This is a genomic window from Sulfitobacter sabulilitoris (assembly GCF_005887615.1).
Classification (GTDB): Bacteria; Pseudomonadota; Alphaproteobacteria; order Rhodobacterales; family Rhodobacteraceae; genus Sulfitobacter_E; species Sulfitobacter_E sabulilitoris.
The window spans coordinates 1,588,032-1,605,922 of record NZ_VANS01000001.1 but is presented as its reverse complement, the minus strand read 5'-3'; the positions used below and the strand labels follow the sequence as shown (position 1 = coordinate 1,605,922).

20 protein-coding genes are annotated in these 17,891 nt (G+C 63.9%); 10 read left to right on the top strand and 10 right to left on the bottom strand.

From position 1 onward, the window contains the following. Nucleotides 1–9: 9 nt before the first annotated feature. Nucleotides 10–3,342 carry a carbamoyl-phosphate synthase large subunit gene (gene carB, locus FDT80_RS07645; RefSeq protein ID WP_138661583.1) on the bottom strand — a complete coding sequence of 1,111 codons (3,333 nt, stop codon included), beginning with the start codon at nt 3,340–3,342 and terminating at the stop codon, nt 10–12. A gap of 253 nt (nt 3,343–3,595) precedes the next feature. On the opposite strand from carB, the gene FDT80_RS07640 reads away from it, so the two are divergent. Further along, the gene (locus FDT80_RS07640; protein ID WP_170311810.1) at nt 3,596–4,264 is read left to right on the top strand and encodes an HAD family hydrolase; all 669 of its coding nucleotides are present in this window, start codon (nt 3,596–3,598) and stop codon (nt 4,262–4,264) included. Here FDT80_RS07640 and FDT80_RS07635 read toward each other — a convergent pair. Together FDT80_RS07635 and FDT80_RS07630 are read right to left on the bottom strand one after the other, a co-directional pair. Then, nucleotides 4,229–5,545, bottom strand: coding sequence for an SAM-dependent methyltransferase (locus FDT80_RS07635; protein ID WP_138661581.1), 1,317 nt, complete (start codon nt 5,543–5,545; stop codon nt 4,229–4,231). The two genes, FDT80_RS07640 and FDT80_RS07635, sit on opposite strands and share 36 nt — an antisense overlap. Before the next feature lie 102 nt (nt 5,546–5,647). Further along, entirely contained in the window at nt 5,648–6,421 is a 774-nt protein-coding gene (locus tag FDT80_RS07630; RefSeq protein WP_138661580.1) for an alpha/beta fold hydrolase, read from the bottom strand. 195 nt (nt 6,422–6,616) lie between these two features. Here FDT80_RS07630 and FDT80_RS07625 point away from each other — a divergent pair, with 195 nt between their 5' ends. Both FDT80_RS07625 and FDT80_RS07620 read left to right on the top strand, forming a co-directional pair. Continuing rightward, on the top strand, nt 6,617–6,991 hold the full coding sequence (locus FDT80_RS07625) for a hypothetical protein (RefSeq protein WP_138661579.1): 375 nt from the start codon (nt 6,617–6,619) through the stop codon (nt 6,989–6,991). Between the two features lie 111 nt (nt 6,992–7,102). Further along, nucleotides 7,103–7,549, top strand: coding sequence for a GAF domain-containing protein (locus FDT80_RS07620; protein WP_170311809.1), 447 nt, complete (start codon nt 7,103–7,105; stop codon nt 7,547–7,549). Here the strand turns inward: FDT80_RS07620 and FDT80_RS07615 are convergent. Continuing rightward, the gene (locus FDT80_RS07615; RefSeq protein WP_138661577.1) at nt 7,533–8,573 is read right to left on the bottom strand and encodes an asparagine synthase-related protein; all 1,041 of its coding nucleotides are present in this window, start codon (nt 8,571–8,573) and stop codon (nt 7,533–7,535) included. The genes FDT80_RS07620 and FDT80_RS07615 overlap by 17 nt on opposite strands. A 143-nt stretch (nt 8,574–8,716) precedes the next feature. Next, nucleotides 8,717–10,012 carry a serine hydroxymethyltransferase gene (gene glyA, locus FDT80_RS07610; protein WP_138661576.1) on the bottom strand — a complete coding sequence of 432 codons (1,296 nt, stop codon included), beginning with the start codon at nt 10,010–10,012 and terminating at the stop codon, nt 8,717–8,719. A gap of 228 nt (nt 10,013–10,240) precedes the next feature. Between glyA and FDT80_RS07605 the strand changes: the two genes are divergently transcribed. Continuing rightward, nucleotides 10,241–11,002: an NAD kinase gene (locus FDT80_RS07605; RefSeq protein ID WP_138661575.1), complete on the top strand. Its 762-nt coding sequence runs from the start codon at nt 10,241–10,243 to the stop codon at nt 11,000–11,002. Next, nucleotides 10,999–12,207 carry a Coenzyme F420 hydrogenase/dehydrogenase, beta subunit C-terminal domain gene (locus FDT80_RS07600; RefSeq protein WP_138661574.1) on the top strand — a complete coding sequence of 403 codons (1,209 nt, stop codon included), beginning with the start codon at nt 10,999–11,001 and terminating at the stop codon, nt 12,205–12,207. Before FDT80_RS07605 ends, FDT80_RS07600 begins: the two co-directional genes overlap by 4 nt. A gap of 4 nt (nt 12,208–12,211) precedes the next feature. Here the strand turns inward: FDT80_RS07600 and FDT80_RS07595 are convergent, their stop codons facing one another. Genes FDT80_RS07595 through FDT80_RS07585 form a run of 3 tightly spaced genes read right to left on the bottom strand, consistent with a single transcriptional unit; the run spans nt 12,212 to nt 13,793 of the window. Next, nucleotides 12,212–12,784: an SCO family protein gene (locus FDT80_RS07595; RefSeq protein WP_246039892.1), complete on the bottom strand. Its 573-nt coding sequence runs from the start codon at nt 12,782–12,784 to the stop codon at nt 12,212–12,214. 2 nt (nt 12,785–12,786) lie between these two features. Continuing rightward, nucleotides 12,787–13,350, bottom strand: a complete 564-nt coding sequence (locus FDT80_RS07590; RefSeq protein WP_138661572.1) for a hypothetical protein — start codon at nt 13,348–13,350, stop codon at nt 12,787–12,789. Beyond that, nucleotides 13,347–13,793: a hypothetical protein gene (locus tag FDT80_RS07585; RefSeq protein WP_138661571.1), complete on the bottom strand. Its 447-nt coding sequence runs from the start codon at nt 13,791–13,793 to the stop codon at nt 13,347–13,349. The genes FDT80_RS07590 and FDT80_RS07585 overlap by 4 nt, the downstream gene beginning before the upstream one ends. 188 nt (nt 13,794–13,981) lie before the next feature. Between FDT80_RS07585 and FDT80_RS07580 the strand changes: the two genes are divergently transcribed. The 5 genes from FDT80_RS07580 to FDT80_RS07560 all read left to right on the top strand — a co-directional run bounded on the left by FDT80_RS07580 (nt 13,982) and on the right by FDT80_RS07560 (nt 16,427). Continuing rightward, nucleotides 13,982–14,182: a CsbD family protein gene (locus FDT80_RS07580; protein ID WP_138661570.1), complete on the top strand. Its 201-nt coding sequence runs from the start codon at nt 13,982–13,984 to the stop codon at nt 14,180–14,182. Between the two features lie 500 nt (nt 14,183–14,682). Then, on the top strand, nt 14,683–15,114 hold the full coding sequence (locus tag FDT80_RS07575) for a VOC family protein (RefSeq protein ID WP_138661569.1): 432 nt from the start codon (nt 14,683–14,685) through the stop codon (nt 15,112–15,114). Continuing rightward, on the top strand, nt 15,111–15,593 hold the full coding sequence (locus tag FDT80_RS07570; RefSeq protein WP_138661568.1) for a VOC family protein: 483 nt from the start codon (nt 15,111–15,113) through the stop codon (nt 15,591–15,593). The genes FDT80_RS07575 and FDT80_RS07570 overlap by 4 nt, the downstream gene beginning before the upstream one ends. Nucleotides 15,594–15,606: 13 nt before the next feature. After that, a complete protein-coding gene (locus FDT80_RS07565) occupies nt 15,607–16,002 on the top strand; it encodes a DUF1428 domain-containing protein (protein ID WP_138661567.1) in 396 nt (131 codons plus the stop codon). An 11-nt stretch (nt 16,003–16,013) separates the two neighbouring features. Continuing rightward, complete coding sequence (locus tag FDT80_RS07560; protein ID WP_138661566.1) at nt 16,014–16,427, top strand: SRPBCC family protein; 414 nt, start codon at nt 16,014–16,016, stop codon at nt 16,425–16,427. A gap of 237 nt (nt 16,428–16,664) precedes the next feature. Here the strand turns inward: FDT80_RS07560 and FDT80_RS07555 are convergent, their stop codons facing one another. Together FDT80_RS07555 and FDT80_RS07550 are read right to left on the bottom strand one after the other, a co-directional pair. After that, nucleotides 16,665–17,678: a hypothetical protein gene (locus FDT80_RS07555; protein ID WP_138661565.1), complete on the bottom strand. Its 1,014-nt coding sequence runs from the start codon at nt 17,676–17,678 to the stop codon at nt 16,665–16,667. Beyond that, complete coding sequence (locus tag FDT80_RS07550) at nt 17,636–17,860, bottom strand: DUF6471 domain-containing protein (protein WP_138661828.1); 225 nt, start codon at nt 17,858–17,860, stop codon at nt 17,636–17,638. The genes FDT80_RS07555 and FDT80_RS07550 overlap by 43 nt, the downstream gene beginning before the upstream one ends. Nucleotides 17,861–17,891: the final 31 nt, after the last annotated feature.

Here is a 17,891-nt window from a genome sequence, read left to right as displayed (position 1 = left end):
ACATCGGGCCTAGCCCTGCAGCGCCTTTACGCCCACGTCGCCATCGGCCTGCGCGCGGATCGCCAGTGCGGCGGCATAGGCCCCGGCGGCGGTGGTGAAGTACGGGATCTTGTCAAACAGCGCGACCGAGCGGATGGACTTGCTGTCTTCGACCGCCTGCGCGCCTTCCGTGGTGTTCATCACCAGGTGCACGGCTTCGTCCTTCATCATGTCGACGATGTCGGGGCGGCCTTCGTAGACCTTGTTGACGACGGTGCTGTCGACGCCGTGATCCGTCAGCCATGCGGCCGTGCCGCGCGTGGCGACAAGGGTAAAGCCCTGATCGATGAGGATGCGTGTGGCCGTCAGCATGTCGTCGGTCTTGTCCATGTCCTTGATTGACACAAAGGCGCAGCCCGAGGTGGGCAGCACCATGCCCGCGCCCATCTGGGCCTTGAGAAAGGCGCGCGGGAAATCGCGGTCCCAGCCCATGACCTCGCCGGTGGAGCGCATTTCGGGACCGAGCAGCGTATCGACACCCGGAAAGCGGGCGAAGGGCAGCACCGCCTCTTTCACCGAAAACCACGGCATGTTCGGATCGGCCAGCGTCATCGGGTCGCCCAGCGGCAGCACGTCGTCATAGGCGGCATCGGCGTCATAGGGCGGGCGCAGCGGGAAATTCGACAACGGCTCGCCCGCCATGATCCGCGCGGCGATCGACGCGATGGCGCTGTCGGTCGCCTTGGCCACGAAGGGCACCGTGCGCGAGGCGCGGGGGTTGACCTCGATCAGGTAGATCTCGCCGTCTTTCACGGCGAACTGAATGTTCATCAGGCCGACGACATTGAGCGCCAGCGCCAGCTTGCGGGTCTGGACGTTGACCTCGTCGATGATGGACTTGGGCAGGGAGTAGGGCGGCAGCGAACAGGCACTGTCGCCGGAGTGCACGCCGGCTTCCTCGATGTGCTGCATGATGCCCGCGACATGCACGTCCTTGCCGTCGCAGAGCGCGTCCACGTCCAGTTCGACCGCACCCGACAGGTAACTGTCGAGCAGCACCGGGCTGTCGCCCGACACGACCACGGCGTCCGAGATGTAGCGTTCGAGCCCGGGCTGATCGCGGACGATTTCCATCGCGCGGCCCCCCAGCACGTAGGACGGACGGATGACCAGCGGGAAACCGATGCCCTTGGCGATCTCGAAGGCTTCGGCGTCGGAATGGGCGATGCCGTTGTGCGGCTGCTTCAGGCCAAGGTCCTGCACCAGGCGCTGGAACCGCTCGCGGTCCTCGGCCAGGTCGATGGCGTCGGGCGTGGTGCCAAGGATCGGGATGCCTTCGTCGTGCAGCGCCTGCGCGATCTTGAGAGGGGTCTGGCCGCCGAACTGCACGATCACGCCGTGCAGGGTGCCGTTGTCCTGCTCCACCCGCAGGATTTCCATCACGTGCTCGAAGGTCAGCGGCTCGAAGTAGAGGCGGTCGGAGGTGTCGTAGTCGGTCGAGACGGTTTCGGGGTTGCAGTTGACCATGATCGTCTCGTAGCCCGCGTCGGTCAGCGCATAGCAGGCGTGGCAGCAGCAGTAGTCGAATTCGATGCCCTGGCCGATGCGGTTGGGGCCGCCGCCGAGGATCACCACCTTCTTGCGGTCCGAGGGCCGTGCCTCGCATTCGACGTCGCCCAGGACGGGCGATTCGTAGGTGGAGTACATGTAGGGCGTCTGCGCCTCGAATTCGGCGGCGCAGGTGTCGATCCGCTTGAACACGGCGGTGACGCCCTGGGCGATGCGCGCCCGCCGGACGTCGCGTTCGTGCTGGCCGGTCAGATGGGCCAGCCGTGCGTCGGTAAAGCCCATCATCTTGAGCCGGCGCAGCCCGGCCTGATCCTGGGGCAGGCCATGCGCGCGCACGGTGTCTTCGGTCTCGACGATTTCGCGGATGCGGGCCAGGAACCAAGGGTCGAACATGGTGACACCGTGGATGTCGTCATCCGACAGGCCGTGGCGCATGGCCTGTGCGATGGTGCGCATGCGGTCGGGGGTCTGGCGGCTGATCGCCTTGATCACGGCGGCGCGGTCGGGTGCGCCGGGGATCGCGATCTCGTCAAAGCCGGTCAGCCCGCTTTCCATCGAGGCAAGCGCCTTTTGCAGGCTTTCGTGGATGGTCCGGCCGATGGCCATCGCCTCGCCCACCGATTTCATCGCGGTGGTCAGGTTCGGCTCCGATCCGGGGAACTTTTCGAAGGCGAATTTCGGGATCTTGGTCACGACATAGTCGATCGTCGGTTCGAAACTGGCGGGGGTCACCTTGGTGATGTCGTTGTCCAGCTCGTCAAGCGTGTAGCCGACGGCCAGTTTCGCCGCGATCTTGGCGATGGGAAACCCCGTCGCCTTTGAGGCCAGCGCGGACGACCGGCTGACGCGCGGGTTCATTTCGATCACCACCATGCGGCCATCGGCGGGGTTGATGGCCCATTGCACGTTCGATCCGCCGGTTTCGACCCCGATCTCGCGCAGCACGGCGATGGAGCCGTTGCGCATGATCTGGTATTCCTTGTCCGTCAGCGTCAGCGCGGGCGCCACCGTGATGCTGTCGCCGGTGTGCACACCCATCGGATCGACGTTTTCGATCGAACAGACGATGATCGCGTTGTCGGCGGTGTCGCGCACCACCTCCATCTCGAATTCCTTCCAGCCCAGCAGCGATTCGTCGATCAGGATCTGGCCCACCGGCGACGCGTCCATGCCGGAGCGGCAGAAGAATTCGTAATCGTCGCGGTTGTAGGCCACGCCGCCGCCCGATCCGCCCATGGTGAACGCGGGGCGTATGATGGCCGGCAGGCCGACCTCCTCCAGCGCCTCGAGCGCTATGGCGACACCGGCGGCAAGGTCTTTCTTGCCCTTGGCGTCCTTGGGAGCGGTGCAGATGGTCGCCTTGGGGTTTTCGATGCCCAAGCGGTCCATCGCCTCGCGGAACAGTTTGCGATCCTCTGCCATCTCGATGGCGGCGCGCTTGGCGCCGATCATTTCGACGTTGAACTTGTCCAGCACGCCCATTTCCTCGAGTGCGAGCGAGGTGTTGAGCCCGGTCTGCCCGCCCATCGTCGGCAACAGCGCGTCGGGGCGTTCCTTTTCGATGATCTTGGCGACCATTTCAGGGGTGATGGGTTCGATGTAGGTGGCGTCGGCCAGGCCCGGATCGGTCATGATCGTCGCGGGGTTGGAATTTACCAGGATGACGCGGTAGCCCTCCTCCTTGAGGGCCTTGCAGGCCTGCGCGCCGGAGTAGTCGAATTCGCAGGCCTGTCCGATGACGATAGGACCCGCACCGATGATCATGATTGATTTGATGTCGGTTCTTTTCGGCATGTTCGGACCCTCATGGCAACCGGACGCCCCCTGCGCCCAAATTGTCCTGCGTTTAATGGTATAGGGGGGCGGGGCGCAAGAGCCCCTTCGCGGTTTGCGCCCGGTGAAGGGGCGGAAGATGCGGTTTTGTCCAAACTGCCCGCCGTGGCATCGACGGCGCGGCGAAAAAAGCCGTTTGCGGTGTATTGAATAAGCTGACCCGCGGCGCATGTCGCAGATTGAACCAAGACCAATTGAGCCGAGGACCGCCAGCATGACCTATTCCGCCCTGCTCTTGGGATCTGTCGGGGTTCTTGCGGAGACCGCCGACATGCGTGCCCGCGCGTTCAACGCCGCCTTTGCCGAAGCGGAGCTCGGCTGGACCTGGGACGCCGAAACGCTGGGCGATCCGGGCGGGGCGCCGGATGACGAGGAGCGGATCGCCAGCTATGCCGCAACGGCCGGCCAGGAGATCGATGCAGGGGCGATCGCGGACAGCGTGATGACGCAGCTTGAAACCCTTGCCGCGGCGGAGGGGCTGAGCCTGCGCGATGGGGTCGCCGACGTGATCGCGGAGGCGCGCGCGCAGGATCTCAAGCTGGGACTTGTCAGCGATGCGCCGCCGCGCCTGGTCAAGCTGGTGCTGTCCGCGCTGGGCCGCGATCTGGACCTGTCGGTCTTCGACTATATCGGCAATGGAACGAAAGCCGCCCGGCCCAAGCCCGCGCAGGATATTTATAATGATGCGCTGCGCAGCATGGATGTGACGGCCGATGCCGCATTGGCCATCGAGGACACGCCCGAACACGCCGAGGCGGCCATCGCGGCGGGCATCAGAACGCTGGTCTACCCCCGTTCGGGCCTGGATGACGACGCGTTTCCCGACGCCGCCACGGTGTTGGAGGAGCTATCCCCCGCGCTCTTGCGCGCGCGGGACGACTGAGACCGGCTGCGGCCTGCTGCCGGTCCGTGGCCGGGCCGTCGCGGCGGCGATGCGCGGGGCTGTCGCCGTCCGACCGGGGCCGCGGTAGAGGTAGTCGCGCGTGATCGGCACGGTGGCGCGGCGTTTGGCCAGTTGCAGGTGATAGACCGCCTGCCGCTGGTCCTCGAAGCTGACGATGCAGGCGGTCAGGTAGTATCGCCACATGCGGATGAACCGCTCGTCCTCGAGGATGCCGAGCCTGCCGGTATTGGCCTCGAACCGGTCGCGCCAGTGGCGCAGGGTATAGGCGTAATGCAGGCGCCAGATCTCGATGTCCGATTGCCACAGGCCGGAGCGTTCCATCGCCGGTGACAATTCGGACAGCGACGGGACATAGCCGCCCGGAAAGATGTACTTGTTGATCCACGGGCTGTGCGCCGTGGGCGGCGCGGACCGCCCGATGGTGTGGATCAGCGCGATGCCATCGTCGGTCAGCAGCCGCGCCACGCGGTCAAAGTAGTCATCGTAGTTGGGCACGCCCACGTGCTCGAGCATGCCGACGCTGACGATGCGGTCGAATTGGCCGCCGGTGTCGCGGTAATCCTCGAGGCGAAAGGTGACGCGGTCCTGCAACCCGGCGTCGCGGGCGCGGGCGCGGGCGGTCTCAAGCTGGTTTTCCGACAGGGTCACACCGGTCACGCGCACGCCGTGATCGCGCGCCAGTGTCAGCGCCATGCCACCCCAGCCGCAGCCGATATCGAGCACGTGACATTCGGGCGTCAGGCACAGCTTGGCCGCGATATGCGCCTTCTTGGCCTCTTGCGCGGCATCCAGCGACATGTCGGGGTCGGTGAAATACGCGCAGGAATACTGCATGTCGCGGTCCAGGAACAGGCGGTAGAGGTCATCGTTGAGGTCGTAGTGATGCGCCACGTTGGAGCGGGCGCGTTCGGGCGCGTTGCGCTGGATCCAGCGGCGCAGCCCGTAGCGCATCGCGTCGGCGGCGACCATCCAGCCCGGCATGCGACCGCCGGTTTCGCGATTGCGGACCGCCAGTTTCAACAGCGGCTCGAGCGCGTCGGGGGCCATGGTGACGGTGCCGTTCATGTACCCTTCGCCAAGGCCCAGGTCGGGATTGAGGCACAGCGCCCGCAGCGTTGCGTCGTCGTGGATCGTGACCGCGACATGGGGCCCGCCCGACCCCGGCCCGTAGCGGCGCGTGTGCCCGCCGGGGAAAGTGACATCCAGTTGCCCGGTCTGAAACAGACCGCGGGCAAAGCGGTCAAACAGACGCTCCCACATGGTCTTCTCACTTGGTCATCGGTTGGATCAGGTCGTGTAAATTAACACATTTTCCCTGTTCTGAAAAGCACTTGTCCGTGACCGGCGGTGGCGCGCCTGCGGTCAGCCGCGGCTGAGAAAGGCGCGCACCGCCGCTTCGAATTCGCGGGGCTTTTCGGCGTGCAGCCAGTGGCCCGCGCCGGGCAGCTTGGCAAAGCGCGCGGCGGGGAAAAGCGGTTTGATGATGTCGCGATGCGCGCGCTGCACATAGTCGGATTGCCCCCCCGCCAGGAACAGGACCGGGCGATCGAAGCGGCCCGCCAGATCGGGAAAGGACAGGATTTGCGGCATCTGCGCCTCGAGCGTGTCGAGGTTCAGCCGCCAGCGCCGGTCCGCCACATCCAGGGACTGCGTGAAGAAGCTGCGCAGCGCGGGCTCGACCCCCAGCGCGTCAAGCTGCGCCTCGGCGTCGGAGCGGCGGGTCACGCGCGACAGATCCACACCGCGCATCGCTTCGATGAACTGCATCTGGCTGTGGCCATAGGTGACCGGTGCGATGTCGCCGACGACAAGGCGGTCCACGTGGTCGGGGTGCAGCAGCGCCAGCGTCATCGCGGCCTTGCCCCCCATCGAATGGCCGACGACATCCATCGGCGCGCCAAGGTGGTCGATGACCTGTGCCAGATCGCCCGCCATGTCGGTGTAGCTGTGGCTGTCGGACCATGGGCTGTCGCCGTGGTTGCGCATGTCCACGGTGATCACGCGGCGGGTGTCCGACAGGCGTTTTGCGATCACGCCCCAGTTGCGGCCCGATCCGTACAAGCCATGTGCGATCAGCAGCGGTGGGGCATCGGTGCCGGTCTCGGTCCGGGCGGGGTAATCGGTCAGGTTCAGCATGGTATCAGGGTTAACGGCCCAAGCGGATCAAGGCCAGAGGATTTCCGCCCTTTCAGGGTGATGGAGGAGAGATGGGAGGGGTTGGGAGCGTGTCATCGATGGCCGCGCGTGCCGGGCGACTGGCCCCCCCCACCGATCCGCCGTCGATGTGGCGGGCATTGCGCCCGGACGCGCGCTGCGGATAGGATGCGCGGCATGGCGCAGGGCATCGATATCACCGGCAAGGCAGATCACCTGCGGCGTGCGATAGAGGCGCATCTGGGCGTGCGCGGCCGCGATCTGGACCATGCGCTGCGCCGGGCGGGCCGCCGCCTGCCGCGCCGGGTGCGGGCGCAGGCGCAGATGATTGCGCGCGCCGAACGGTTTGGCGGCAATCCGAAACTGGAACGCAGGCTGGATGCGACCCGTCTCGCGGCGGCCTTTGACGCGGTTGACCGGTATCTGGCACAGGTGGACCGTGCCGATCTGCGCCGGGCGCGGCTGATCGGGATCTTGGCGGTCATCGCGTTCAACCTGGTCGTGATCTTTGCGCTGTTCGTGATCTGGCTGCGCTGGCGCGGCTATGTCTGAGCGCGGATTTCAGCACCTTGTCGCCGGTGGTTTACCCTGCGTTACCTGCGGTCTGTCCCTTGCCGCCGTTTTCGGGTAAGATCGGCCACCAGAAGCAAAGAGCGTGCCCCCGTGATCAATGTTGCCGACAGAATAGAAACCGCCCCGACCCTGGAGCGACTGGTAAAGGCAACCAACGATGTCCTGGGCGCCGTCGGCGTATTGGTGACGCGGGTCACGAACACCCGCCAGATCGTTCTGGCCAACAGCGGTATCGCGCTGCCTGCGACGCTCGCAAGCTGGCAACCGCTGAGCCATTCGATCTGTCAGCATGCGGTGGCGATGGATTTTCCGCTGGCGATCGACGACACGATCACGCACCCGCTGTTGCAGGGCAATTCGGCGTTCTCGGATCTGCGGGTCGCGGCCTATCTGGGCGCGCCGGTGCATGACCGTCGGGGCAAGGCGACCGGTGCGATCTGTGCGCTGGAAGTGCGGCAGCGGCGCTGGACACAAGAGAACATCGACACGATCCGGCAGGCCGCTGCGGTTGCTGACCGGCTTATCCAGAGGGCATAGCTGACGGGCCGCCCGCCGCACAGGCAGCGCCGACGGCGATCCGCAGATCCGACCCCGCGGCACCGCTGACCGGAGGCGGCTCGTGCGGGGAGGTGCGTTTCCACGCGGACAGGTGCATGAGCCTGCGGATGTCCGCGATTTCGGCTCGGGGCACGCCAAGGTCCGCGATCGCCGCATCCCCGAGGCCCCGGTCCAGCCCGTCGATCACGATATCCACGATCCGGTAGGTGTGGGCGATGCCGAATTCGTCCGTCACGCCGCGCGCCATGTCCGGCGAGGGGCTTTGGTCGCGCACGCGGTCGGGCAGGTCCAGCGCGCGGGCCAGTTGGCGCACCTGCGTCTTGAACAGTCCCGTCATCGGCTGCACCGGCAGATCGTCGATGCCGTCCTTGACAAACCAGCCGACTTCGACCTCCGAGCGGTTGGCGGCGCCGATCACCGTCAACCTGCGCCTGCGGGCCAGCCGTTCCAGAACCTGCCGGCGGAACACGTGGCGCTGCGCAAAGCCGTGATCGACGTGCCGCATGGTGTGATCGTACAAGAACCGCTTGTGCCAGGGCGTCAGCACCTCGCCGCCACCCGCACGCAGGGTCGAGGCAAAAGGTGTCTCGCCGCAGATCCTGCGGTAGGCGCCTGCGCTGATCCGGGCAACCCGCGGCGACAGGCGCAGCGCCTTGATGAAAAGCGGCGCGTAGATGCCGAGCCGGGCCATGTCGCCGGTGATGTCGATCTGTTCGAGCCTGAGGCCCAGACGGTCGGCCATCTCGCGGGCATGCGTGGCGATCAGGGGCGCGCTGTCGCGGTCATAAAGATAGAGGGCCGCCACCGCGTCCGTCCCGAGCGCGCGCACGGCAAGTGCGGCGAGAACCGAGGAATCCAGCCCGCCGCTCAGCCCGAGGATCACGCCGTTGGACGCGTCGCGCGCGACGCGCCGTTGCAGATCGTCGCAGATGCGCCGGATCGCGCGGTCGGTGTCGATCCGCAGGTCCGGGGCGGCGGCGGTCTGGATCTGGGCCTTGGTCATGGCCGGCAGTCTTGGACGGGTGCCGCGAATCGGTCTTGACCGGTATCAACGCGGCGCCGGAATGTGCCTGTCGGAGCGCGAACGCCCCGGCAAGGTTTTACCGGGGCGTCGGGGGTGCGGGCGCGCGGGCCCGCGCAGGGGGGTCAGAGGTTGGGATAGAGCGGGAAGCGCGCACAAAGCTCCGCGACTTCGGCTTTCACCTTGGCCTCGACCGCGGTGTTGCCGTCTTCGCCATTGGCGGCCAGCCCATCCACGACCTCGATGATCCAGTCGGCGATCTGGCGGAATTCCGGCTCGCCGAAGCCGCGCGTGGTGCCCGCCGGTGTGCCCAGACGGATGCCGCTGGTGACCGTCGGCTTTTCGGGGTCGAAGGGCACGCCGTTCTTGTTGCAGGTGATATGTGCGCGCTCCAGCGCCTTTTCCGTGGCGTTGCCCTTGACCCCCTTGGGCCGCAGATCGACCAGCAGCAGATGCGTGTCGGTGCCGTGGGTGATCGTGTCAAGCCCGCCCTGGATCAGTTGATCGCTCAGCGCCTGCGCGTTCTTGATCACCTGCTGGATGTAGGTTTTGAACGACGGGTCCAGCGCCTCGCCGAAGGCGACGGCCTTGGCCGCGATCACATGCATCAGCGGCCCGCCCTGAATGCCGGGAAAGATCGCCGAGTTGAATTTCTTGGACAGCGCCGCGTCATTGGTCAGGATCATGCCGCCGCGCGGACCGCGCAGGGTCTTGTGGGTGGTCGTCGTCGCGACATGCGCGTGCGGGAACGGCGAGGGGTGTTCGCCCGCCGCCACGAGGCCCGCGAAATGCGCCATGTCCACATGCAGCCAGGCGCCGACCATATCGGCGATCTCTCGCATGCGCTTGAAATCGATCTGGCGCGGCACGGCGGAGCCACCGGCGATGATCATCTTGGGCTTGTGCTCTTTGGCCAGCGCCTCGACCTGGTCGTAATCTAGCAGGTTGTCCTCGCGGCGCACACCGTATTGCACGGCGTTGAACCATTTGCCCGACTGGTTGGGCGGCGCGCCGTGCGTCAGGTGGCCGCCCGCGTCCAGCGACATGCCGAGGATCGTGTCGCCGGGCTGCAGCAGGGCGGTGAACACGCCCTGGTTGGCCTGGCTGCCGGAGTTCGGCTGCACGTTGGCGAAATCGCAGCCGAACAGCTTGCAGGCGCGTTCGATGGCAAGGTTCTCGGCCACGTCGACGAATTGGCACCCGCCGTAATAGCGGCGGCCCGGATAGCCTTCGGCGTATTTGTTGGTCATGATCGAGCCCTGCGCCTCGAGCACGGCGTTGGAGACGATGTTTTCGGAGGCGATCAGCTCGATCTCGTCGCGCTGGCGGCCCAGCTCGTCGGTGATGGAGGCGAACAGCTCGGGGTCGCTTTTGGCGAGGCTGTCGGTGAAAAATCCGGGGGCGCGGTGCGGTGCGTTCATGGGCGAGGCTCCTTTCAAGGTGCGGGTCCGTTCAGGGGACAGGCAGTCGCTGCGTTGAAGTCTGCGCTTTCCTATCGGAAACCGCGAATATCGAAAAGGCGGTAATGCGACGCGCGTCGCGCTTTGTGCGGCAATGCTGGTGCAGGGGGAAATTATGTGCTTGTTTCGGCTCATGCTGTGCCCGATCGGAAACATCCCCGCCCCCATGCCGCATCTGTCGTTGACCAGATGCCGCTGAAAATTGCCTTTACCGCCAGCAATGCGCCGGTGGCACAGACGGCCCGGGCGGCGCTGGTGGCGCGCTATGGCGATGTCGCGATGGAGGAGGCGGACGTGATCGTGGCGCTGGGCGGCGACGGCTTCATGCTGCACACGCTGCACGCGACGCAACACCTGCCCGCGCCGGTCTATGGGATGAACCGGGGCACCATCGGGTTCTTGATGAACGAGTATTCCGAGGCGGATCTGCGCGACCGGCTGGCCGCCGCCGAGGAGGCGGAGATCAACCCGCTGTCGATGACCGCGACGCAGATCGACGGCACCGTGCACCGCGCGCTGGCGATCAACGAGGTGTCGCTGTTGCGGGCGGGCGCGCAGGCCGCCAAGTTGCAGATCACCGTGGATGGGCGGCTGAGGATGCAGGAACTGGTCTGTGACGGCGCGCTTGTGGCAACGCCCGCCGGATCGACGGCATACAATTATTCCGCGCACGGGCCGATCCTGCCCATCGGGTCGGACGTGCTGGCATTGACCGCGATGAGCGCCTTTCGCCCCCGCCGCTGGCGCGGGGCGCTTCTGCCCAAGATGGCACAGGTGCGCTTCGACGTGCTGGAGCCGGAAAAGCGGCCGGTGATGGCCGAGGCGGATTCGAAATCGGTGCGCGATGTGGTCACCGTCGAGATCACGTCGGAGCCATCGGTGGTGCACCGGATCCTGTTCGATCCCGGTCACGGGCTCGAGGAGCGGCTGATCAGCGAGCAGTTCACGTGACACTGACCCCCGAGGTCGGCCCCGCCGCGCCGCGTGCGCTGTGTACCGATTGCGGCATATCGCGCAGCGCGGACCCAAAGGCCTGCGGGCGGGCATGCCAGTTCATCGCGCCCGACTATCCGACGCTTGAACGCCGGGTTCAGGGCCGGGCGCGCGGCGGCGGCGACGAGCGGTTCTTTGGCCCGTACCAGGCGATGTACCGTGCGCGGCTGGCACGGCCAAAGCCGGGGGCGCAGTGGACCGGGATCACCACGACGCTGGCGGCGCGCCTGCTGGAACGGGGCGCGGTGGAGGCGGTGCTGACGATGGTGCCCGACCCGGCGGATCGCTGGCGGCCGGTGCCCGCGCTGATCACCGATCCCGCCGACATGGCGCGCGCGCGCGGAATGCGCATGGGCTATGCGCCGCTGCTGGCGCTGCTCGAGGTGGCGCGCGCCCGCGGGATCACCCGGCTGGGTGTGATCGGCATTCCCTGCCAGATCTACGCGCTGCGCAGCCTCGAGGCCGAGCTTGGGTTCGCGCGGATCTATGTCATCGGCACGCCCTGTTCCGACAATACGACCACCGAGAACTTCCACCGCTTCCTGTCGCTTCTGGATGTGGACCCGGATAGCATAACTTACCTGGAATTCCGTGCTGACTATAAGGTCGAGCTGCGATATGTGGATAAATCGGTCCGTTTGGTTCCATTTTTGCAATTGCCGATTTCCGATCTGCCGCGTGATTTCTTTCCGCTGACCTGTCGGACCTGTGTGGATTACACCAATGTGCTGGCCGATATCACGGTGGGCTACATGGGCGGGCAGGGCGATCAGTGGCTGGTCGTGCGCAACGACCGCGGGGCCGAGATGCTGGAAGATCTGGGCGACGCCGTGGTGCTGGGCGCGCCGGGATCGGCGGGCCGGCGGGCCGGGGCGGTCCGGGGGTTCATCGCCAATACCGCACGCGCCGCCGGCGGCCTGCCGCTGCGCCGGATGCCCGGCTGGATGCGCCCCATCGTCAGTTTCCTGATGCCGCGGATCGGGCCGAGAGGCCTTGAGTTCGCGCGGGCGCGCGTCGAGATGAAAGCGGCGGAAACCGTGCTGCACCTGCGCCGCGAGGAACCGCGCCGGATGAAGCACATGGTGCCGCGCCATGTCTGGGATCTGGCCGCGCCCTATGACCTTGCCCCGACCGAAACGGAGCTGCGCGACGGCCCGCCCTAGCGCGTCAGCCATTGGGGGCGGTATAGGTCAGCACGATTTGTGCGGCCGCGGCGGCATCCAGGACCGGTGGAATGATCGTCTGCACGACGCCCGCGCCATCCAGGAGGTAGATCAGGCTGCCGTGAGAATAGACCGGCCCATGTTCGGGATCGACATAGGCCAGGTTGTGTTCGACCGAAAACGCGCGCCACGCGGCCTGCAACGCAGCCGTGTCGCCGGTCAGGCCCACGAAGGCGGGGTGCAGGTCGGCAAGCGGGGCGGCCATCGTATCGACGGTATCGCGCGCGGGGTCGATGGTGATCATCACGGGTGTCACGGCCATGTCCCGCGCCGCCAGCGCATCGGTCACATCGGCCATCAGTGGCATCGCGGCGCTGCAGATGCCGGGGCAGTTGGCATAGCCGAAAAACAGCAGTTGCGCATGGTTTTGGGGGTCGGCCTGCGAGCGGTGCGCGCCGTGCTGATCGGTCAGGCTGTACGCACCGCCAAGCGCAAAGGGCAGGGTGGCGGGGCGCGGGCTGTCCGCCTGCGCGACGCTCGCGCAGGCCAGCAGGCCCGCCGCGATCGGCCTGAGCATCCTCAATCGTTTTCCTCGATAAAGGCGGCGTCCTCCTCGGGACCGAGGCCCAGATAGCCTTCGCGATCGATGACCTCGTTCACGCGCGGATCGCGCCGGAACCATGGCCCGTCGCCGGCGGCGTCGGGATGCGACTGCGCCCAGACCTGCGTGAAACGGTTGGCCTTGGTCCATTCGCCGTCCTGTGGCTTGATCCGCTGGACCTGATAGACATAGCGCACGTTCAGATCCTCGTCCTCGATCATCAGCCCATCGACTTCGACCGTCTGGTTGCAATAGGGGGCGAGGTCGGCCGCCGCGCCCGAAAACACCGGCTGATTGTTCTTGAGCGGCATCACCAGAACACCGTCGGCGGTGCGCACCAGCCCCATCTGGTGCCCGCCCGCGCCGCAGTCCGCGGCGCATTCGCCGGTCAGTTCGCACAGCACATCGACCACCCGCGCTTCGAACCGGGCCGGAACCTCTGCGTAGAGGTTCCAGGACCTCGCCTCCGACCCTTGGGAGAAATCCTGTGCGGCCAGGGGTGTGGCAAGCAGGGCGAGGGCTGTGGCGGCGATCCGGGTCATCGCGCGTCCTCCGGAACGGCGAAGGGCGGCACGACGCCATAGTCCTCGTGGGTGCGCAGGGTGATATCGGCATCCTCGACGACGTCGTTGACGATGATGTAATTCTGCCCGTCGCGTTCATACAGCATGCCATCGGCGGTGACGGTATGCGCGGCCAGTGTCAGTTGCGTGTCGCCGCCGGCGGACTGCGCGTCCTGCCCGATTTTCAACACCATGTAGACCGTTCCATCCTCGGCCAGCAGACCGACGGGGATGCCGCCCGCCGAACACCACAAGGCACAGGTATGATGGCCCGACCCGCGCACCGCGTCCGGTGGCCCCATGACGCCGGAATAATAGCACCAGGTGTCGATGATTTCACCGGTGACCTGAATGCGGGTGCCCTCGGACGCCAGCGCGGGCAGCGCCAGGCAACAGGACAGCAAGGAAAGTAATTGGCGCATGGCGAAATCCCGTTCTGAAAAAGATAAGATTGGAAAATGGTAGTGGCGGGTTCGAATCCGATCAACGGCTTTGGCGGTCGCGGCCGATCACGTTTGTGGAACAATTCGCGCGTGCGCTGCGTTTGAATATCAGACATCAGCGGGGCAACAGCCCGCGCTGCACCAGACACAACGCAAAGGAGATCGCTATGAATTGGGACCAGATCAAAGGCAATTGGGACCAGATGAAAGGCTCGATCCAAAGCAAATGGGGCGAGCTTACCAACGACGAGGTGGCCCAGGCCGAGGGCAACCGAGAAAAACTGTCGGGCATGATCCAGGAACGCTATGGCGTGGCCAAGGAAGAAGCCGAACGGCAGATCGACGAGTTCTTGGCCAAGCAGGGCTGAGGGTCGTTCACCGCGACACGATGTAAAGGGGCGGTCCCGTCTGGGCCGCCCTTTCGGTGTGAATTAGGGGCCTCGAAAGCCTGTCAGCGGGACTGTTGGCAGCCTTATGCGTCAACAGCCGAATTTCGACGACATCTTTGATTTTAAGACCAATTTTACGTGAGGCGCGAACGTCCCGCGAGCAGCGGTTTCCTGCGCCATGAACACTCTGGGGGTGTCCGGATATTGTGTTAGTCCGCTGTGCGGACTTTGCTGCCGTCCGCCTTTGCAAACGGAAGGTCCGCTCATAGATGTCTAGGGCGGGGTTTCGCGGCGCGTCCTGGCGCGGGCTATCGCGATGCAAAAGTGAGGATCGCAACAAATCACGTACTTCCGCTGGTCTCTCCGCTTCCTGCCTGAAACCGACGATTGATAGTGGTACGGATTAGGTAGAGAATAATTACTATGGACTGATTCCGCCTTCATTGGCAGCACCAGACCGGGTCTCTATCGGGTGAAACATGGAACCGACGATCTACCTCTTTTTCAAGGGGAAATGCCTTGGGGCAATGTGCCACTATGCCGAGGTGCTGAACGGCAAGATATCGGGAGTCTTCCGGAACGAGGACGTGCCGGACGCGGAAAGCCGGATGCCCGGCGGCGACGATCTGGTCGTGAACATGATGATGACACTGGGCAGCGCGACGGTCATGGCATCCAACAATGCGGAGTCGATGTACGAGAAAACGCAGGGTTTTCGAGTGTCCATCGCGCCGCGTTCGCTTGAGGACTTCGACCGCATCTTCGAAGTCCTCGCCAAGAATGCCGAACACGTCGAAATGGCCCCAGCCGAAACCTTCTGGGCTGAACGCTTCGCCACGTTCATCGACCGATACGGCACCCCGTGGATGCTGAATTATGAGGGTAACAGGTCAGATGGAGCACCGGCATGACCGACCTTGTCACCTGTCTGTGGTATGACCACGGCGAAGCGAGGAAGGCGGCAGAGTTCTATGCCGCAACCTTTCCCGACAGCCGCTTGGACCGCGTGAACAAGGCCGCCGCCGACTATCCCGGCGGGAAGGAAGGCGACGAGTTGACCGTGGAGTTCACCGTGCTCGGCAGCATGTTCGTCGGCGAGAACGGCGGTCCGAATTTCACCCCTAACGAGGCAGTTTCGTTCATGGTCATCACGGAGACCCAGGAGGAAACCGACCGATACTGGGACGCGATCACCGCCAATGGCGGGCAGGAAAGCGCCTGCGGCTGGTACAAGGACCTCTGGGGGCATTCCTGGCAGATCACGCCGCGGCTGCTACTGGACCTGATGACGGGTTCGGACAGGGACAAGGCGAAACGCGTCTTCGAGGCGATGATGGACATGGGCAAGATCAACATCGCGGCGCTGGAAGCAGCTGTCGCAGACCGCTAAGGGAGGAAAGGCTATGAGATACGTGGACGGTTTCGTGATCGCAGTGCCGACCGAGAACCGAAAGAAATTCATCGACCATGCGAAAAAGGGTGACGGCGTATTCATGGACCTCGGAGCGACCCGTGTCGTCGAATGCTGGGGCGATGATGTGCCGGACGGAAAGGTCACGGACTTTCGCAAGGCCGTGCAGGCCAAGGCTGATGAGACGGTCGCATTCTCGTGGGTCGAATGGCCGGACAAGGTCACGCGTGATGCAGCGATGGCAAAGATGACGGACTGGATGGAGAACCCCGAGGGGGCCGATCCCCGCATGGATCCCAAGAAGAATCCGATGCCCTTTGACGGGATGCGGCTGATCTATGGCGGGTTCGTGCCTCTGGTCGATCTCGGTGGCGAAGTGACCGCATAGTAGGGGGCGACATGGCATCGCGGCAGATCACCGTCCAGACGACAATCGGCAGCCCGGTCGAGCGCGTCTGGGAGGGTTTCACGACACCAGACCACATCGCCCGGTGGAACTTTGCATCGGACGATTGGTGCTGCCCCAGCGCCGAAGCCGATCTGCGGGTCGGGGGCAGCTACAAGGCGCGAATGGAGGCGAAGGACGGCAGTTTCGGTTTTGATTTCGAGGCCGTCTACGAAGAACTGAACTTGCACAAGGCGCTTACCCTTGCCATGGCAGACGGTCGCAGGGCGCGCACGATCTTTGTACCGCTGGATGGAAAGACAAAGGTGACGACGACTTTTGATGCGGAAGCTGAAAATCCAGTCGAGATGCAGCGCGACGGCTGGCAGGCGATCTTAGAAAATTTCAGGGCCTACATGGAGCGTTAGAAAGTCTTAGTAGGCACGTCGCCTGCCCCGTGCGATCAATGCGTTGACAGAGATGAACTTTTTTACGCTTATGGCGGTCGCCCGGCCTTATGTATCAAACGCACCAAGCGGGGTGAGTAGTTCCTTAACCATGCGCGCGCTCATATGGCACAAGACGCAACAGAACAGGTTTGCGCCTATTCTGTTCAGAGGAGGTGCGCTGTGTTCATAGCCATTTTACTGTCTTTATTTCACTTGTCAGGTGCCGATGGCATTGCGGCGATGGACGACATTCAGCCCTTCGGCGGAAATAGCTTTTCCGTCCATAGGGAATGCGTGACCGAGACCAACGTCACCCCTGACGAATATATCGAAGATGGACGCTGTACATCGCCACTCTTTCTCGCCGTCGATACGATAAACTGCAACAGCGCAAGCGGCAGGGACCACACCCATGGCATCGCTCTTTATGGAGCTTCCGTCTATGATCAAGTTCTCAGCTCGGCTTATGCTCACAGATTCAGCAGGGAAGATAATGCTGGGCCGATTGTGGCCAGTCTCAACGCGAGATATCATTTTATCTCTCAACTTAGCAACAGCGTCTTCGTCAGAATGACCGAAGCTTTCGAAGAGAAAGACATCGTAGAGGGTATCTGTTGCAGGCCCATTACCCACATTCTGAACGCTGACGTTCAAACTGAATGGCAAGCTGCCCTTGTTAGCCATCAGACCGGCATTCATTTCGATAGTACACTTGATCCATGGTCTGACCTGAGACATTCCTATTTTTCTTGTAACGGTTACGGATTCTTTCGCAGCGAGGGTCGTGGCCTTTGCCTCAATGAGCATTCCCTCAGTATGTTCGGCAGCTTTGCGCGTGTATCGGAGAGTAAAGCCGATCAGGATCAAGCCGACGAGAGTTACAAAGGCTGTGCCAATAGTTGCCCAGAACATCCAACGCGCCCACTTAGCCATCGCCTCTTGCGCATTGAGATCCCTGCTTTCGTTTTTTCTTTGGCGTTCAGTCTCTATTTGGTCTTCTTCGGCTATCAGGTCGCGTATCGCGGCTTCGATCCCTTTGATAGCCGCCAATATTTCGGGGCTATTTGCTACATTGGGTTGGGCAGCTTCATTGCTGTCATTGGTGGCATCGCCTTGCCCGGATTCAGTCACTGGCTGTTGTTTGAGGGCGGGATCAACCTCCTGCGCGGCAACTGATGCGGCTAACGCTATTCCAAATGCAAAGACGTACAGCCAAGTGCGGAAAGACATTGTAATAAAAATCCTGCGGTAAATTTGCCTCGGCTTACCTTATTGCGCAGGTTCCGTTCATTGTCTTCGATTCCTTTCTCCGCAAGCAGTTCGATAAGCTGCGCATAGGTGGTTCCTTTGCGCGCCATCTCTGCGCGCAGGATACCCTTTGCGCGTTCTTCCCAGTCTGTTCTTTCGGGCATATCACGTCCTAAATTGCTAATATCATCATTT

What these genes read in the sequence shown, in the direction of transcription:
- FDT80_RS07630 (WP_138661580.1), bottom strand. Translation starts at nt 6,421, where the DNA reads ATGCTGAACCTGACCGATTACCCCGCCCGGACCGAGACCGGCACCGAT.
- FDT80_RS07560 (WP_138661566.1), top strand. Translation starts at nt 16,014, where the DNA reads ATGGCATCGCGGCAGATCACCGTCCAGACGACAATCGGCAGCCCGGTC.
- FDT80_RS07555 (WP_138661565.1), bottom strand. Translation starts at nt 17,678, where the DNA reads ATGTCTTTCCGCACTTGGCTGTACGTCTTTGCATTTGGAATAGCGTTA.
- FDT80_RS07580 (WP_138661570.1), top strand. Translation starts at nt 13,982, where the DNA reads ATGAATTGGGACCAGATCAAAGGCAATTGGGACCAGATGAAAGGCTCG.
- FDT80_RS07565 (WP_138661567.1), top strand. Translation starts at nt 15,607, where the DNA reads ATGAGATACGTGGACGGTTTCGTGATCGCAGTGCCGACCGAGAACCGA.
- FDT80_RS07640 (WP_170311810.1), top strand. Translation starts at nt 3,596, where the DNA reads ATGACCTATTCCGCCCTGCTCTTGGGATCTGTCGGGGTTCTTGCGGAG.
- FDT80_RS07595 (WP_246039892.1), bottom strand. Translation starts at nt 12,784, where the DNA reads ATGCTCAGGCCGATCGCGGCGGGCCTGCTGGCCTGCGCGAGCGTCGCG.
- FDT80_RS07605 (WP_138661575.1), top strand. Translation starts at nt 10,241, where the DNA reads ATGCCGCTGAAAATTGCCTTTACCGCCAGCAATGCGCCGGTGGCACAG.
- FDT80_RS07585 (WP_138661571.1), bottom strand. Translation starts at nt 13,793, where the DNA reads ATGCGCCAATTACTTTCCTTGCTGTCCTGTTGCCTGGCGCTGCCCGCG.
- FDT80_RS07625 (WP_138661579.1), top strand. Translation starts at nt 6,617, where the DNA reads ATGGCGCAGGGCATCGATATCACCGGCAAGGCAGATCACCTGCGGCGT.
- FDT80_RS07590 (WP_138661572.1), bottom strand. Translation starts at nt 13,350, where the DNA reads ATGACCCGGATCGCCGCCACAGCCCTCGCCCTGCTTGCCACACCCCTG.
- FDT80_RS07550 (WP_138661828.1), bottom strand. Translation starts at nt 17,860, where the DNA reads ATGCCCGAAAGAACAGACTGGGAAGAACGCGCAAAGGGTATCCTGCGC.
- FDT80_RS07615 (WP_138661577.1), bottom strand. Translation starts at nt 8,573, where the DNA reads ATGACCAAGGCCCAGATCCAGACCGCCGCCGCCCCGGACCTGCGGATC.
- FDT80_RS07570 (WP_138661568.1), top strand. Translation starts at nt 15,111, where the DNA reads ATGACCGACCTTGTCACCTGTCTGTGGTATGACCACGGCGAAGCGAGG.
- carB (WP_138661583.1), bottom strand. Translation starts at nt 3,342, where the DNA reads ATGCCGAAAAGAACCGACATCAAATCAATCATGATCATCGGTGCGGGT.
- FDT80_RS07635 (WP_138661581.1), bottom strand. Translation starts at nt 5,545, where the DNA reads ATGTGGGAGCGTCTGTTTGACCGCTTTGCCCGCGGTCTGTTTCAGACC.
- glyA (WP_138661576.1), bottom strand. Translation starts at nt 10,012, where the DNA reads ATGAACGCACCGCACCGCGCCCCCGGATTTTTCACCGACAGCCTCGCC.
- FDT80_RS07575 (WP_138661569.1), top strand. Translation starts at nt 14,683, where the DNA reads ATGGAACCGACGATCTACCTCTTTTTCAAGGGGAAATGCCTTGGGGCA.